This is a genomic window from Seonamhaeicola sp. ABD4_340 (assembly GCF_056312135.1).
The window spans coordinates 2,414,433-2,429,303 of record NZ_CM149981.1; the positions used below are offsets into that span (position 1 = coordinate 2,414,433).

13 protein-coding genes are annotated in these 14,871 nt (G+C 31.2%); 11 read left to right on the forward strand and 2 right to left on the reverse strand.

The genetic code is table 11. The features are described from left to right. Positions 1-14 precede the first annotated feature (14 nt). Positions 15-947: a YihY/virulence factor BrkB family protein gene (locus tag ACYX4H_RS10410; protein ID WP_476236180.1), complete on the forward strand. Its 933-nt coding sequence runs from the start codon at positions 15-17 to the stop codon at positions 945-947. Positions 948-982: 35 nt separating this feature from the next. Here the strand turns inward: ACYX4H_RS10410 and ACYX4H_RS10415 are convergent, their stop codons facing one another. After that, positions 983-1,735, reverse strand: coding sequence for a LytR/AlgR family response regulator transcription factor (locus tag ACYX4H_RS10415; protein WP_476236182.1), 753 nt, complete (start codon positions 1,733-1,735; stop codon positions 983-985). A 214-nt stretch (positions 1,736-1,949) separates the two neighbouring features. Between ACYX4H_RS10415 and ACYX4H_RS10420 the strand changes: the two genes are divergently transcribed. The 3 genes from ACYX4H_RS10420 to priA all read left to right on the forward strand — a co-directional run bounded on the left by ACYX4H_RS10420 (position 1,950) and on the right by priA (position 6,548). Beyond that, the gene (locus ACYX4H_RS10420; RefSeq protein ID WP_476236184.1) at positions 1,950-2,993 is read left to right on the forward strand and encodes a right-handed parallel beta-helix repeat-containing protein; all 1,044 of its coding nucleotides are present in this window, start codon (positions 1,950-1,952) and stop codon (positions 2,991-2,993) included. Between the two features lies 1 nt (position 2,994). Next, positions 2,995-3,978: a T9SS type A sorting domain-containing protein gene (locus ACYX4H_RS10425; protein ID WP_476236185.1), complete on the forward strand. Its 984-nt coding sequence runs from the start codon at positions 2,995-2,997 to the stop codon at positions 3,976-3,978. A gap of 110 nt (positions 3,979-4,088) precedes the next feature. Beyond that, the gene (gene priA, locus ACYX4H_RS10430; RefSeq protein ID WP_476236186.1) at positions 4,089-6,548 is read left to right on the forward strand and encodes a replication restart helicase PriA; all 2,460 of its coding nucleotides are present in this window, start codon (positions 4,089-4,091) and stop codon (positions 6,546-6,548) included. Positions 6,549-6,628: 80 nt separating this feature from the next. Here priA and ACYX4H_RS10435 read toward each other — a convergent pair whose 3' ends face one another. Continuing rightward, positions 6,629-7,324, reverse strand: coding sequence for a LytR/AlgR family response regulator transcription factor (locus ACYX4H_RS10435; RefSeq protein WP_147131013.1), 696 nt, complete (start codon positions 7,322-7,324; stop codon positions 6,629-6,631). Positions 7,325-7,524: 200 nt separating this feature from the next. Between ACYX4H_RS10435 and rpsF the strand changes: the two genes are divergently transcribed. From rpsF to hisS, 7 genes are all read left to right on the forward strand, one after another. Then, positions 7,525-7,863, forward strand: a complete 339-nt coding sequence (rpsF, locus tag ACYX4H_RS10440) for a 30S ribosomal protein S6 (RefSeq protein WP_147131011.1) — start codon at positions 7,525-7,527, stop codon at positions 7,861-7,863. A 2-nt stretch (positions 7,864-7,865) separates the two neighbouring features. Continuing rightward, complete coding sequence (gene rpsR, locus ACYX4H_RS10445; protein WP_147131009.1) at positions 7,866-8,162, forward strand: 30S ribosomal protein S18; 297 nt, start codon at positions 7,866-7,868, stop codon at positions 8,160-8,162. A 13-nt stretch (positions 8,163-8,175) separates the two neighbouring features. Then, the gene (rplI, locus tag ACYX4H_RS10450) at positions 8,176-8,628 is read left to right on the forward strand and encodes a 50S ribosomal protein L9 (protein WP_475294112.1); all 453 of its coding nucleotides are present in this window, start codon (positions 8,176-8,178) and stop codon (positions 8,626-8,628) included. Positions 8,629-8,760: 132 nt separating this feature from the next. Continuing rightward, positions 8,761-11,895, forward strand: a complete 3,135-nt coding sequence (locus tag ACYX4H_RS10455; protein WP_476236188.1) for a TonB-dependent receptor — start codon at positions 8,761-8,763, stop codon at positions 11,893-11,895. Between the two features lie 61 nt (positions 11,896-11,956). Beyond that, positions 11,957-12,823, forward strand: a complete 867-nt coding sequence (locus ACYX4H_RS10460) for a glycerophosphodiester phosphodiesterase family protein (RefSeq protein ID WP_476236189.1) — start codon at positions 11,957-11,959, stop codon at positions 12,821-12,823. A 24-nt stretch (positions 12,824-12,847) separates the two neighbouring features. After that, positions 12,848-13,315, forward strand: coding sequence for a DUF6495 family protein (locus ACYX4H_RS10465; RefSeq protein WP_475294109.1), 468 nt, complete (start codon positions 12,848-12,850; stop codon positions 13,313-13,315). 124 nt (positions 13,316-13,439) lie between these two features. After that, the gene (gene hisS / locus ACYX4H_RS10470) at positions 13,440-14,813 is read left to right on the forward strand and encodes a histidine--tRNA ligase (protein ID WP_476236190.1); all 1,374 of its coding nucleotides are present in this window, start codon (positions 13,440-13,442) and stop codon (positions 14,811-14,813) included. The last annotated feature ends 58 nt before the right edge of the window (positions 14,814-14,871 follow it).

Sequence of the window (14,871 nt, forward strand, 5' to 3'; positions counted from 1 at the left end):
AAATACAAAGTTATATGAGTAAACCCATTGAAGACAAACTAGAAAAAATACCTCTATTAAACGTCTTAATGCGGTTTTTAAAAAAAGTTAAGCTACCTGGTTTAGAAGGCTTATCGTTTTATGATTTGTTAGAGCTTTACATTATAGGTATAGTTAAAGGGGCATTAACAACCAGAGCAAGTGCTATTGCTTTTAGTTTTTTTATGGCGCTTTTTCCGTTTTTGTTATTTGTGCTGTTTATTATACCGTATATTCCTGTTGAGGGTTTTAAAGGTGAGTTTTTAGTGTTTTTAGAGTCGTTTTTACCACCAAACACATCCGATTTTTTTATAAATAATATTTTTGAAAACATAGACCAATCACAACGTGGTGGGTTATTATCATCTGTATTTGTATTATCAATTGCTTTAATGGCAAATGGTGTAAATGCAGTGTTTTCTGGTTTTGAAAATTCTTACCATGAACAACTTACACGTAATGTGTTTAAGCAATATTTATACGCTTTAGGTATAGCTCTAATTTTAGCGTTTTTGTTAATACTAACTATTGCATTTTTAGGGTATTTTCAAATATATGTAGTGCAAGGTTTATTAAATGCTTTTGCCGTTGATGCTCAAAATGTATTTTGGGCTAATTTTGCTCAATATTTATTTTTTGTGGCCATGATATATTTAGCAACAGCAACATTGTATTATTTTGGAACGCACGAAGGGCGAAATTCAAGATTTTTTTCTGTGGGCGCACTTTTTACAACATTATTAATTATGCTTTCATCATATTTGTTTGGTATTTATATTGAAAATTTTGGACAGTATAATAAGCTTTACGGTTCTATTGGTGCTTTGTTAATATTGTTGTTTTACCTTTGGTTAAATGCTAATATTTTGCTGTTGGGTTATGAGTTAAACGCGTCGTTAAACAAACTAAGAAAAAAACATGTTTCATAACTTTTCTATTAAAAAAAATTTGTCAAAAATTCTATTTAATCTAATTTTTGGTTGATAATTAGTTTTAAAAAATTAGTTTTTTTTCTAACAGATACTTTAAGTAAAGTGTCATCACTCATTGTTACATAACCTCCTTTTCCATTTGTATATTTTTTAATGTGGTTTATGTTTATTAAGTGAGAATTGTGAATTCTATAAAAGTTACTGTCTGTTAAAATTTCTTCAAACACTTTTAAGGTTTTAGAAGATGTAATTTTGTCATTGTTTATAGAATAAATATGAGTATAATTAGTGTCAGATTTACAATGAATAATATCTGCAGTTTTCAGAAAAACATAGCCGTCTTCAGTAGCTATACTTATTTTTTCTTGGTGTTTTTTTTTAGGTAGACTATTTAGTAAATCTTTAAATTGAATATTGTTTTTAGAAGTGAGTTTGTTTTTTAATAGAGAAACAGTGTCATTTAAGTCAGTTTTAGAAATTGGTTTTATTAAATAATCTAATGCAGGAAATTTAAAAGCTCTAATGGCTTGCTCTTTATGGGCGGTAGTAAAAACTATGATAAAATTTATTTTTTCTATTTGTTTTAGGTAATCAAAGGCCGTTTTGTCATTAAGATTAACATCAAGAAAGATAATATCTGGTTTTATCTTCTTTGTGATTGTAGTAGCATCTTCAACAGTTTTGCATATGCCTTTTAAATTAAAGATATTTTTGTGTGATATTAAAAGTTTTGTTAGCCTATTAATAGCTACTTGGTCATCATCTATTATAATAGTGCTAAGCATGGTTTTTTAATAGTTTAATTTTTATAACATTTTAAACTATTAATTAGATAATTACCTTAGGGAGGTTTTTATTCAAAGATAGATATTATTACGTTTTATTCTTTATATACACCGTTTAATAACTCAAAGTTAACAGATGATAATTAATTGTAGTTTGTTAGATTACAGTGTTTTATATTTGACATAGCTATTAACCTTTTCAATAAACAAAAAAATGAAAATCAAACTAACTTTTTTATTAACAGCTTTACTTTTTGTATCAATTGTTAAAGCGCAAAATGTAATTACAGTAGACAATTCAGTTGGTGCAAACGCACAGTATAATAATTTGCAAACTGCCATATCTGTAGCTAGTGCTGGAGATATAATTTATGTTCAGCCTTCAGAAACTACTTATGGTAACGTGTCTATTAATAAATCTATTACTATTATTGGTTATGGTCACCTTACACCAGATAAAAGAACAACGGTAGAAGACATTGTTTTAGGTGATGGGGCTTCAAATACTAAAATATCTGGTTTTTATGTTAATGATGATTTGTTTACCAGTAACACAACAGTAATTTCTAACCTTATTATAGAAAATAATTATATTAATAGTATTTTAGGTTTGGGTCAAGCTAGTGGGTCAGATAATGTTGTTGTAAGAGGGAATGTTATAAATCAAATGGGAAATAATACCACTAGTTCTTCATATAATAATTATACTAATACTATTATTAGTAATAACGTGTTTTTATCTTATTTAGCATTAAAAAGTTACCTATCTATAACTGTAAAGAACAATATTTTTATTAGAAGTAATTCAACTTGGCCTATAGCTAATTTGAACTCTAATTTGGGTAATATCACAGTGCAAAATAATATTGTTGTTTATGATTATTATCAAGATAGATCTCCAAATTCTGCTGGTGTTTTTTTTGAAAACTGTTTAATTTATAATTATGGAGGCGGTAATGTAACTTTACCTGTAGGTAATAATAATCTTTATAATCAAGATCCTTTATTTGTAGCTACAAATGATGCAGGGTATTCCTTTTATTCTCAAATTGATGATTATCACTTACAAGCAGGGTCTCCTGCTAAAGGAACTGGTGCTGGAGGTGTAGATATGGGAATTTATGATGGAACATTTAATTTCAGTAATTATGGCTACACAAATGGTGTTCCTACAGTTTCTATTGATGATATTACAGATAAAGTTGCACCGGGAGATAACATAAGTGTTACAATTTCTACAAATGCTAATGCAAATTAATATGAAGAGTAACATTATATTATATGTTTTAGTATTCTTATGTTATTCAGGATTTGCTCAAAACATAACCAGCGCAGAGTATTTTTTTAATACAGACCCAGGCGTTGGCAACGGAACTGCTTTAACAGTAAACAGTAATACAGGACAATTAACCCAAACATTTGCTATTCCAACAAGTAGTCTTTCAAACGGGTTTAACAGTTTATATATTAGAACACAAAACAGTATTGGAAATTGGAGTTTATATGAAAGACAAACTTTTTATGTAAATAGTTTTAATACCTATACGGCTACTGCAGCAGAGTATTTTTTTAATACAGACCCAGGTGTTGGTAATGCCAATGCGCTTAGTGTAGACAGTAATAGTGGCATGTTAACTCAAACTTATACAATTCCAACAACAGGTCTTTCTGAGGGGTTTCATTCGTTTTATTTGAGAACACAAAACAATCAAGGTAATTGGAGTTTGTATGACAGGCAAATTATCTACATTAAAGATTTTGACTTAATTCCTGATGAGGTTTCTTCTGCAGAATATTTTATAGATTCAGATCCTGGTGTGGGTAATGGTACATCAATTGTGTTTGGTGACCCAGCGCAATCAACTCAAGTTTTAAATATTAATACAACTGGTTTAGCAGAAGGAGAACATTTGTTTTATATAAGAGTTCAAGACTCAAACGGAGATTGGTCTATTTACGATACAGCACTTTTTAATATAGATAGCACTTTAAGTGTAGAAGAAAGTTTGTTTAAATTAGTTAGTATTTATCCAAACCCTTTTATTAATAATATAGAAATTTCATCATCTAAATCACTATCAAATAAAAAGGTAGAGATTTATGATTTAACTGGTAAAACAGTGTTTAACAATAATGTAGACTCATATAATTTAGATTTACATTTTTTACCAAAAGGAATTTATATTCTTAATTTAGAAGCTAATCAGCAAAAAGCAAGTTTCAAAATTATCAAAAAACAATAGTAATTAAGAATTTACCAAAAAAAGGCTACCACATATGGTGGCCTTTTTTGCTTAGTCTTAGTTTTTTTTAAAGTATATTCGTGTGAATTCTTCAAAAAGACATACCAGTTTTGAGATATTTTATCGATGTCATATTGCCCGTACCACTTCAAAAGTTATTTACATATAGTATAACTGAAGCCGAATCTACTTTTTTAAAAGCAGGTATGCGTGTTGCAGTGCCTTTTGGTAAAACTAAAATTTATACTGGGTTGGTTTTTAAAATTCACAACCAAGCACCTACGGCTTATGAGGCCAAAGAAATTCATCAAATTTTAGATGAAAAGCCATTAGTAAATAATATTCAACTGCAATTATGGCAATGGGTTTCTACGTATTACATGTGTACATTAGGTGATGTTTTACGCGCAGCCTTACCAAGTGCATTTATTTTAGAAAGCGAAACTATAATTACAAAAAACAATAAAAATAAAATAGATGAAACTATTTTAAAAGATGATGAGTTTTTAATTTATGAAGCGCTTCACCATCAATCATCTTTAAAAATACATGATATTTCTAATATTTTAGATAAAAAAAATGTACTACCAGTAATAAAAAAGCTCATTGAAAAAGAGGCTATCATTGTTGAAGAAGAAGTGTATGAAAAATATAAACCAAAATTAGTACGCTATGTTAAATTACATGAAAATTATACATCTAACAATCAGCTTCAAAATTTATTAGAAGATTTAGGAAGAGCACACAAACAAAAAGAAGTTGTACTAAGCTTATTTTCATTATCAGCCAAAACAAAAAAGCCTGTAAAAGTAACCGATTTAACAGAGGTTAGTGGCGCATCTTCAGCAATTATAAAAACATTAATAGATAAAGGCGTTTTACAAGAATACCACATTCAAACAGATAGAGTACAATATGAGGGTGATGATGATAATGAAGCTTCAAAACACCTAAACAACCATCAACAAACAGCTTTAAACGAGATAAACCAAAGTTTTAAAACACATAAAGTTACTTTATTGCATGGAGTAACATCATCTGGTAAAACCGAAATTTATGTAAAACTTATAGAAAATGTTTTAAAAGAAGGCAAGCAAGTTTTGTATTTATTGCCAGAAATAGCATTAACAACACAATTAGTAAGTAGGCTACAAAATTATTTTGGAGACCAAGTGGCTATTTTTCATTCAAAATACTCAAACCATGAACGTGTTGAGGTGTGGAATAACGTTTTAAATGCTTCAGCAAAAGCAAAAATAGTATTGGGTGCTAGGTCGTCAATATTTTTACCATTTAACAATTTAGGCTTAATATTAGTTGATGAAGAGCATGAGCAATCTTTCAAACAATTTGATCCGGCGCCACGTTATCATGCTAGAGATACAGCTATAGTTTTGGCTGCATTACATAAAGCTAATACACTATTAGGCTCTGCAACACCAAGTTTAGAAAGTTACTTTAACGCAAAACAAAATAAATATGGTTTTGTTGAATTAATGCACCGTTACAATAATGTGCTTATGCCAGATATTGAATTGGTTGATATTAAAGATAAGCACAAACGTAAACGCATGAAAGGGCATTTTAGTGATAGGCTTATTGAAGAAATCACCGAAGTTTTAGATGAAAAAAAGCAAGTTATTTTATTTCAAAACCGACGTGGATATTCGCCAATTGTAGAGTGTAATACCTGCGGGCATTCACCACAATGCCCAAATTGCGATGTAAGTTTAACCTATCATCAATACAGAAGCCAATTACGCTGTCATTACTGTGGTTATGCTGTAATTATGCCTAAAACTTGTATGGCTTGTGGTAGCCCAGATATTGATAGTAAAGGCTTTGGTACTGAACAAATTGAAACAGAAGTAAAGCAATTATTTCCTGAGGCTAATGTTGCTAGAATGGATTTAGATACCACACGAGGTAAATTTGGTTACGAAAAAATAATAACCGCTTTAGAACAACAAGAAATTGATATTTTAGTAGGTACACAAATGCTAACCAAAGGTTTAGATTTTAGAAATGTAAATTTAGTTGGTATTATGAATGCCGATAACATGCTGAATTTTCCTGATTTTAGGGCACATGAACGCAGCTACCAACTTATGGTGCAAGTAGCAGGTAGGGCAGGGCGTACCGAAAAACGGGGTAAAGTGTTAATACAAACATACAACCCGTACCATAACATACTACAGCAGGTATCAACTAATAGTTATGTAGATATGTTTAATGAGCAAATGAATGAGCGTTATAATTTTAAATATCCGCCAATTTTCAAACAAATAAAAATTACATTAAAACATAAAGATTATAATAGGGTTGAAACAGCCTCTATTTGGTTTGCAAAATCACTTAGGCAATTATTTAATACAAATGTTTTAGGGCCAGAAGCACCGCCTGTAGCAAGAATAAGAAACCAATATCACAAAAACATTTTAGTTAAAATTCCTAAAAAGCAATCGTTATCAAAAACAAAAGAAGCTATTATTAAAATAAACAATAGCTTCTCTAGTATAAAAGATTTTCGGTCGGTTAAAGTAATCTTAAATGTTGATAACTTTTTGTGAAATAGAAATTTGCGTGCAAATTTCGTAATTGAATTTATCTCGAAGTTAAACGGGATTTTATTCATATGTTTCTTGTTCGCTTAAATATTATTTAAAGCATCAACAAGTTGTGTTTTTTTGTTTCTGCTTAAAGGAATCTCATAAGCGCCAACTTCAACATTTTTGCTGTTAAACCTGTCAATTTTATCAAGGTTAACAATATAAGATTTATGGATTCTTAAAAATTTACCTTCAGGTAATTCTGCTTCAAAAGCTTTCATTGTAGAAAGTACAACTAAGCTGGTTTCTTCGGTAACTAATTTTACATAGTCACCTAAAGCTTCAATCCATTTAATGTCTTTTATATAAACTTTACGCTTTTTAAGGTTACTTTTAACAAAGATGTGCTCACCCTCTTCTTCGTTTTGGTTCATTAATAAGCGGTGGTGTTCTAAAGCTTTTTCTACAGAAGCATTAAAGCGTTCTCTAGTTATTGGCTTGTGCAAATAATCGGTAGCATCATAGTTAAATGCTTTAAAAGCATACTCGGTTTTACCGGTTACAAAAATAATTTGCGGTTTTTTGTTTAATACGTCTAATAATTCAAATCCGTTTAATACTGGCATTTCAATATCTAAAAAGATAAGATCTACTTGGTGCGTATTCAGTCCATTTTTAGTCTCTAAAGCGCTACTGTACTCTGCTATTAAGTTAAGCGAAGGGTGGTTTTCAACAAGCTTAACAATAGACAGACGTTGTATTGCTGAATCGTCTACTACTACACAGTTTAAAGTCATAACATTTTATTATTTCGGTTAAGATATCGACAATAGTACAAAAAATTACGGTAAACACCAAAAAACATCGACAAACAACATTTTTTAATATAATTTTAACAAAAATATTCTGCGTCACAATATAATGAAATTATTGTTGTTTTATATGTAAATATTATTTATTTTTGCAGCCAATTTTTTAACAATAAAATAGATTTATTATGAATCATTATGAAACTGTTTTCATCTTGAATCCCGTTTTATCTGAAGATCAGATAAAGGAAACAGTAAAGAAATACGAAGATTTTCTTGTTTCTAAAGGTGCTAAGATGATATCAAAAGAAGATTGGGGACTAAAAAAATTAGCTTACCCAATTCAAAACAAAAAAAGTGGTTTTTATCACTTATTTGAGTACACTGTTGCCGGTGAAGTAATTGGAGATTTAGAATTAGAGTTTAGACGTGATGAGCGTTTTATGCGTTATTTAACGGTATCGTTAGATAAACACGCAGTAGCTTGGGCAGAAAGAAGAAGAGAAAAACTTAAACAAAAAGCTTAATTATGGCATCATTAGATCAACAAGCAAAAGGAAAAAAAGACGGTGAAATTAGATATTTAACACCGTTAAACATTGAAACTAACAAACAAAAGAAATACTGTAGATTTAAAAAATCTGGTATTAAATATATAGATTATAAAGATCCAGATTTCTTATTAAAGTTTGTAAACGAGCAAGGTAAAATTTTACCAAGACGTTTAACAGGAACTTCATTAAAGTACCAAAGAAAAGTGTCTGTAGCTGTAAAAAGAGCACGTCACTTAGCTTTAATGCCATATGTAGCAGATTTATTAAAGTAAAATACCGATAACAATGGAACTTATATTAAAACAAGACGTTGAGAATTTAGGATTTAAAGACGATGTTGTAACAGTAAAGAACGGTTACGGTAGAAACTTTTTAATTCCAACTGGTCAAGCTATTTTAGCTACCGTTTCAGCAAAAAAAGTATTAGCTGAAAATTTAAAGCAAAGAGCTTTTAAAGAAAAGAAAATTATTGATGATGCCAATGCTACAGCTGAAGTATTAAAAGCATTAGAAATTAAAATAGCATCAAAAGTAGGTGCAGGCGATAAATTATTTGGTTCTGTAAATAATATTGATGTTGCTGCTGCCTTAGAAAAAGAAGGTCAAACAATTGATAAAAAATTCATCAATGTAATTGGTGGTAACGTAAAACGTTTAGGTAAATACAATGCTGTTGTGCGTTTACACAGAGAAGTATCTGTAGATTTACCTTTTGAGGTTGTTGCACAAGCAAATTAATGTTAACAAAAAGTTAATAAAATATTATCATAAAAAAAGGCTACTCAACTGAGTAGCCTTTTTTTTTAGTAATTTTGTACTGCATGTTTACTATGCATGCATAATAGACTAACTCATTTTAAAACAATTCACATGAAAAAATCAACTACTTTAATTTTCTTCTTGTTTTGTAGTTTACTTGGTTTTGCTCAAGTAACAACATCAAACATTAAAGGCCTTATTGTTGATGGCAGTTCAGAGCCACTTCCGGGGGCCAATGTTGTTGCTATACATACACCAACAGGTACAAAGTATGGTGCAGCTACAAACTTTGATGGAAGATTTAACCTTTTAAATTTAAGAGTAGGCGGTCCTTACACCATTACTGTAAGTTTTATTGGCTACCAAGAACAAACATTTAACAATGTGTTTTTAACCCTAGGTAAAACACAAAATATTGATGTTACCTTAGCTGAAGACAGTCAACAGCTTGATGCTGTGGTAATTCAAAGTTCTGGCGGTACAGGTACTTTTGGTAGTGACCGTACAGGTGCAGAAACCAGTGTAGGCAGAAGAGAATTAACAAGATTACCAACAATTTCAAGATCGCAAGCAGATTTTACACGATTAGAGCCAACAGCAAGTGGTGGTTCATTTGGTGGTAGAAATGATCAGTTTAATAACTTTTCATTAGACGGAGCTATTTTTAACAATCCATTTGGTTTAGATGCAGCAACACCTGGTGGGCAAACAGGCGCACAACCAATTTCGTTAGATGCTATTGATCAAATTCAAGTATCAACAGCGCCTTATGATGTTACACAATCTGGTTTTACTGGAGCCTCTGTAAACGCTGTTACTAAAAGTGGTACCAATGAATTTCATGGTACTGTTTATGGTTTTACCAGAAATGAAAAAATGACTGGCAAAAAAATTAAAGGTGAAGATGTTACGCGTCCAGATTTAAACCAAACGCAATACGGTGTAAGTATTGGCGGACCAATAATAAAAAATAAATTATTCTTTTTTGCAAATTTTGAAAAAGATGATAGAGATGATTTAGGAACCAATGGCTGGGTACCAAACACTGGCGCAGGCGGTATTAACGAGTCTAGAGTCTTAGAAAGTGATTTAATAGCGGTTAGAGATGCGCTTTTAGCACAAGGTTATGATCCTGGAGCTTATCAAGATTTTACACACGCCTCAGAATCTACTAAAGGTATTTTTAAATTAGATTGGAATATTAACGATAAAAACCGCTTAGCATTAATTTATAACTTTTTAGATGCTTCGCAGCAAAAACCAGCACATCCATCGGCTATATATCCACGTGGTCCTGGTGCTTCTACACTTCAATTTCAAAACTCAGGTTATGAGCAAGTTAATGAGTTAAATTCGGTGCAGTTAGAGTTAAATTCAACAGTCTCAGAAAGTGTTACAAATAAATTACAAGTTGGGTATTCACACTTTAATGATTTTAGAAATCCGTTTTCAACACCAGCACCAGTAATTAATATTTTTAAAGATGGATCGCCATACATTGTTGCAGGTCATGAGCCATTTTCAATAAATAATAAATTAGACCAAAAAGTAATTCAGTTAACCAATAACTTAAACTTTTTTAAAGGGAACCATACTTACACTGTTGGTTTTTCATTTGAAAAATTTGAGTTTGATAACTCATTCAACTTAAAAGGTTACGGTTTTGATGTTTTTGGAAGTGTTGATATTAACGAATTTGATGCCGCTGCGTACGATTTTGCAGCAGCACAAGCTACTTTTAATGCAAGAAATGCACAGCCAGATGGAACAGATGGTGGTTGGTTACTTGCTGAAACTAACGTAGGTCAATTAGCATTTTATTTACAAGATGAATGGGAAGTAAATGATAAATTCAAATTAACCTACGGTATCCGTTTTGATAAACCGCTATTTTTTGATACCGCAGATAAAGCACAAAACTTTATTGATACTGATAATGGTGAAATTTATTTACCAGACACGCAATATTTTGATCCTAATACAGGCGAACCTTTGTTAATAGATTCTACTCAAATGCCAGGTAACGATTGGTTAATTTCTCCAAGAGTTGGTATTAATTATGATGTTAATGGCGATAGCTCATTACAAATTCGTGGTGGTACAGGCATATTTACTGGGCGTTTCCCATTTGTATGGATTGGTAATCAAGTAAGTGGTGTAGATGCATTTTTCTACCAAGCGGTAGACCCTGATTTTAAGTTTCCACAAGTTTGGAGAACTAATTTAGGTATTGATAAAAAATTAGAAAACGGTATTATTTTAACTGCCGATGTATCATACACCAAAGATATTAACGGTGTACATGTGCAAAATTGGGGATTAAATAAGCCAACTGGCCAACTACAAGGAGTTGATAACAGAGCTGTTTATACAGATGCAGACCACGCAAAAGCTACATTACCATGGGGAGAAGTTGTAAATGGTAACGCGTATGTTATGACAAATTCTGATAAAGGTAGAATTTGGAATGCTTCTTTAAAAGCTCAAAAAAGCTTTGATAACGGCTTATATACAATGCTTGCATATAGTTATTTAAATGCCAAAGACGTAAATTCTATTGAAGCTGAAATTACCGGTGATGCCTTTAACGGAAATCCTGCTTTAGGTAATGTAAATAACGATGTGTTAAACTACTCTAAATATGGTGATACACACCGTTTTATTGGTGTTGCTAGTAAAAAATGGACGTATGGCAGTGATAAATGGTCTACTACAATTTCTACATTTTTTGAGTATGCACAAGGAGCACGTTTTAACTACACTTACGGTGGAGATATTAATGGCGATGGTAGTGGTATTAATGATCTTATTTACATACCAACATCATCTGAAATTGGTCAAATGCAATTTGCTAATACTGCCGATGCGCAGGCGTTAGAGAATTACATTGCTCAAGATGATTATTTAAGCGACAGACGAGGTGAATACGCTGAGCGTTACGGAGCTTTAGCACCTTGGAGAGGACGTTGGGATATTAAACTATTACAAGATTTTAAATTTAATGTTGCTGAAGATAAAACAAACACGCTTCAACTAAGTTTAGATATTTTAAACTTTGGTAATTTACTAAATTCAGATTGGGGTGTTATTCAACAACCAAACAACACACAACCTATTGGTGTATCTTTTGATAATGCTGGTGCACCAGTTTATACCTTTAACGGTAACCAAACTAAAACCTTTGGTTTTGATTCTAGTTTGGCATCGCGTTGGCAAGCCCAAGTAGGTTTACGTTACATTTTCTAGAATACTAGTAGTAATATTATTAAATTTGCGCTTCTAAATTTAGAGGCGCATTTTTTTTATTATGAAATATTTACTAGTTTTTTTTCTTCTTCTGGGGCTATCATGTAAGCAAACAGCTAATCAAACAGAGCAAAATAAACCATCGGCTTTATTAAGTTCATTTACGTATTCACCAAAAGCATCAACAATAATAAGTGTACATAGAGGCGGAAAAGGCATAAAGAATTATCCTGAAAACTGTTTAGAAACACTTCAATTTATAAATGATAGTATTAAAGGCGCCGTTTATGAAATTGATGTAGCTTTAACTAAAGATAGTGTATTGGTTTTAATGCATGACAATGCAATAAACCGAACCACAACCGGAAACGGTAAAATTTCAAATTTCACTTACAAAGAACTTTCAGCATATTATTTAAAAGATGATTTTGGAAATGAAACACCATTTAAAATACCGTTATTTATCGATGTTTTGCAATGGGCAAAAAAGAATAATGTAATTTTAACGGTTGATATTAAACGAGGCGTTTCTGTGAAAAAAGTAGTAAATTTAATTAAAGAAGCGCAAGCTCAAGACATAGCCATAATTATAACTTATAGTATAGAACAAGCAGTAGCTGCTCATAAAGTTGCTCCAGAGTTACTATTATCAGTTTCAGCTAGAAACGAAAAGGAGCTTGACTGGTTAATACACTCAAAAATTCCCACCCAAAATATGTTAGCCTTTACAGGTACACGCTTATCATCAAAAAAATTTTATGATAAGATACATTCTTACGGAATAAAAACAATTTTAGGAACATTAGGTAACCTAGATAAACAAGCACAAGCAAAAAATGATTCATTGTATAAAGTATGGTCTAAAAAAGGTATAGATATTATTGCTACAGACAGACCTTTTGATGCTTATAATGCAATAACCAATTAAAAAAATAATCTTTAAAGAGTTACAATGAAATATTCAAGATTAACAAAAGAACAATTTGAAGAACTACATAAAGAGTTTATAAACTTTTTGGCAACACAACAAATAACTGCCAGTGAATGGGAAAATTTGAAAGTAAATAAACCCGAATTGGCAGAAACAGAATTAGATGTGTTTAGTGATTTAATCTGGGAAGGTGTTTTAAACAAAGCTGAATATTTAGAACATATTTCGGCAAAACATATGTATTTGTTTTATTTAGGCGAAGAAAACATGCAAGCCATTGTTATTAACCTAAAAAATGATGTAGACATTACAACTACTGAAGGTTACAATTGGTTACGTGAAAATTTAATGGATGAAAATGTTGAGTTTTTACAGGCAAATAAAGATTACACCGAAGATAAAAACTTAGATAAGTTTAAAATGATAGAACAAGGCGCCGTAATTACTAAAGGCGATTTGTTTAAATACTTTAATAAACTCATAAATTAAGGTTTTATTCCTGCTAATGCAGCAACCTTTTTCAAGATAAACAGTTATTTTTGTTATTCCGTGTTTTAATACGGAATCTATTTTATAATTTTTAAAAGAGATACCTGTATTTACAGGCAGAATTATGGCTCAAAAACCAAGTATACCAAAAGGCACAAGAGATTTTAATCCAGAACAAGTAGCAAAACGCAATTATATTTTTAATACCATTCGTGCTGCTTTTGAAACGTTTGGCTTTCAACCCATAGAAACACCAAGTTTTGAAAACTCAAGTACTTTAATGGGGAAATATGGCGATGAAGGTGACCGCTTGATTTTTAAAATTTTAAATTCTGGTGATTATTTAAATAAAGCCAATACTGAAGCTTATGAGGCTAAAGATTCTAATAAATTAACCGCAAGTATCTCAGAAAAAGCATTAAGATATGATTTAACTGTGCCTTTTGCACGCTACGTAGTACAACATCAAAACGATATTGAATTTCCGTTTAAACGCTATCAAATTCAACCTGTTTGGAGGGCAGATAGACCACAAAAAGGACGTTTTAGAGAATTTTACCAATGTGATGCCGATGTAGTTGGAAGCAAAAGTTTGTGGCAAGAAGTTGAATTTATTCAGTTGTACGATACCGTGTTTTCTAAATTACAGTTAGATGGTGTTACAATAAAAATAAACAACCGTAAAATATTGTCGGGTATTGCTGAAGTTATTGGTGCAAGTGATAAATTAATAGATTTTACAGTAGCCCTTGATAAGCTAGATAAAATAGGCGAGGATAGGGTAAAAGAAGAAATGCTAAGTAAAGGTATTCCTCAAGAAGGTATTGATAAACTACAACCTTTATTTACGCTTTCTGGTGCTTTTGAATCTCAAATAGAGAGTTTAAAAACTATTTTATCAACCTCAGAAGAAGGCTTAAAAGGCATTGAAGAATTGGCGTTTATAGATAATGCTATTGCTACTTTGGGCCTAAAAACAGCAACTTTACAATTAGATGTTACCTTAGCACGCGGTTTAAATTATTATACCGGGGCTATATTTGAAGTTTCAGCACCAAAAGGCGTAAAAATGGGCTCTATTGGTGGCGGTGGAAGATATGACGATTTAACGGGTATTTTTGGTTTAAAAGATGTAAGTGGCGTTGGTATTAGTTTTGGTTTAGATAGAATTTACTTAGTGCTTGAGGAGTTGAATTTATTTCCTGAAACTGTAAATAAAAATGTTGAGGTTTTATTTATAAATTTTGGTGATAACGAAGCGCTTTTTAGTTTTAAAGCTATAAAACAATTACGTGCACATGATATTAATGCCGAATTATATCCTGATGCTGCTAAAATGAAAAAACAAATGATGCATGCTAATAAGCGTAATATTCCGTTTGTTGTTTTGGTTGGTGAAGAAGAAGTAAAATCAAACACTTACACGTTAAAAAACATGATAACTGGTACGCAAGACAACCTTGAATTATCTCAATTAATTAAAGCTGTTAAGCAATAAAAAGAAAAGCCCTTAATAAAATAAGGGCTTTTCTTTTTTAAGGGTTTATTCATTATAA

Excerpts from the sequence above, each read along its gene's own strand:
- ACYX4H_RS10460 (WP_476236189.1), top strand. The coding sequence starts at position 11,957 with ATGAAATATTTACTAGTTTTTTTTCTTCTTCTGGGGCTATCATGTAAG.
- rplI (WP_475294112.1), top strand. The coding sequence starts at position 8,176 with ATGGAACTTATATTAAAACAAGACGTTGAGAATTTAGGATTTAAAGAC.
- ACYX4H_RS10415 (WP_476236182.1), bottom strand. The coding sequence starts at position 1,735 with ATGCTTAGCACTATTATAATAGATGATGACCAAGTAGCTATTAATAGG.
- rpsR (WP_147131009.1), top strand. The coding sequence starts at position 7,866 with ATGGCATCATTAGATCAACAAGCAAAAGGAAAAAAAGACGGTGAAATT.
- ACYX4H_RS10435 (WP_147131013.1), bottom strand. The coding sequence starts at position 7,324 with ATGACTTTAAACTGTGTAGTAGTAGACGATTCAGCAATACAACGTCTG.
- hisS (WP_476236190.1), top strand. The coding sequence starts at position 13,440 with ATGGCTCAAAAACCAAGTATACCAAAAGGCACAAGAGATTTTAATCCA.
- ACYX4H_RS10420 (WP_476236184.1), top strand. The coding sequence starts at position 1,950 with ATGAAAATCAAACTAACTTTTTTATTAACAGCTTTACTTTTTGTATCA.
- rpsF (WP_147131011.1), top strand. The coding sequence starts at position 7,525 with ATGAATCATTATGAAACTGTTTTCATCTTGAATCCCGTTTTATCTGAA.
- ACYX4H_RS10425 (WP_476236185.1), top strand. The coding sequence starts at position 2,995 with ATGAAGAGTAACATTATATTATATGTTTTAGTATTCTTATGTTATTCA.
- ACYX4H_RS10410 (WP_476236180.1), top strand. The coding sequence starts at position 15 with ATGAGTAAACCCATTGAAGACAAACTAGAAAAAATACCTCTATTAAAC.
- ACYX4H_RS10465 (WP_475294109.1), top strand. The coding sequence starts at position 12,848 with ATGAAATATTCAAGATTAACAAAAGAACAATTTGAAGAACTACATAAA.
- ACYX4H_RS10455 (WP_476236188.1), top strand. The coding sequence starts at position 8,761 with ATGAAAAAATCAACTACTTTAATTTTCTTCTTGTTTTGTAGTTTACTT.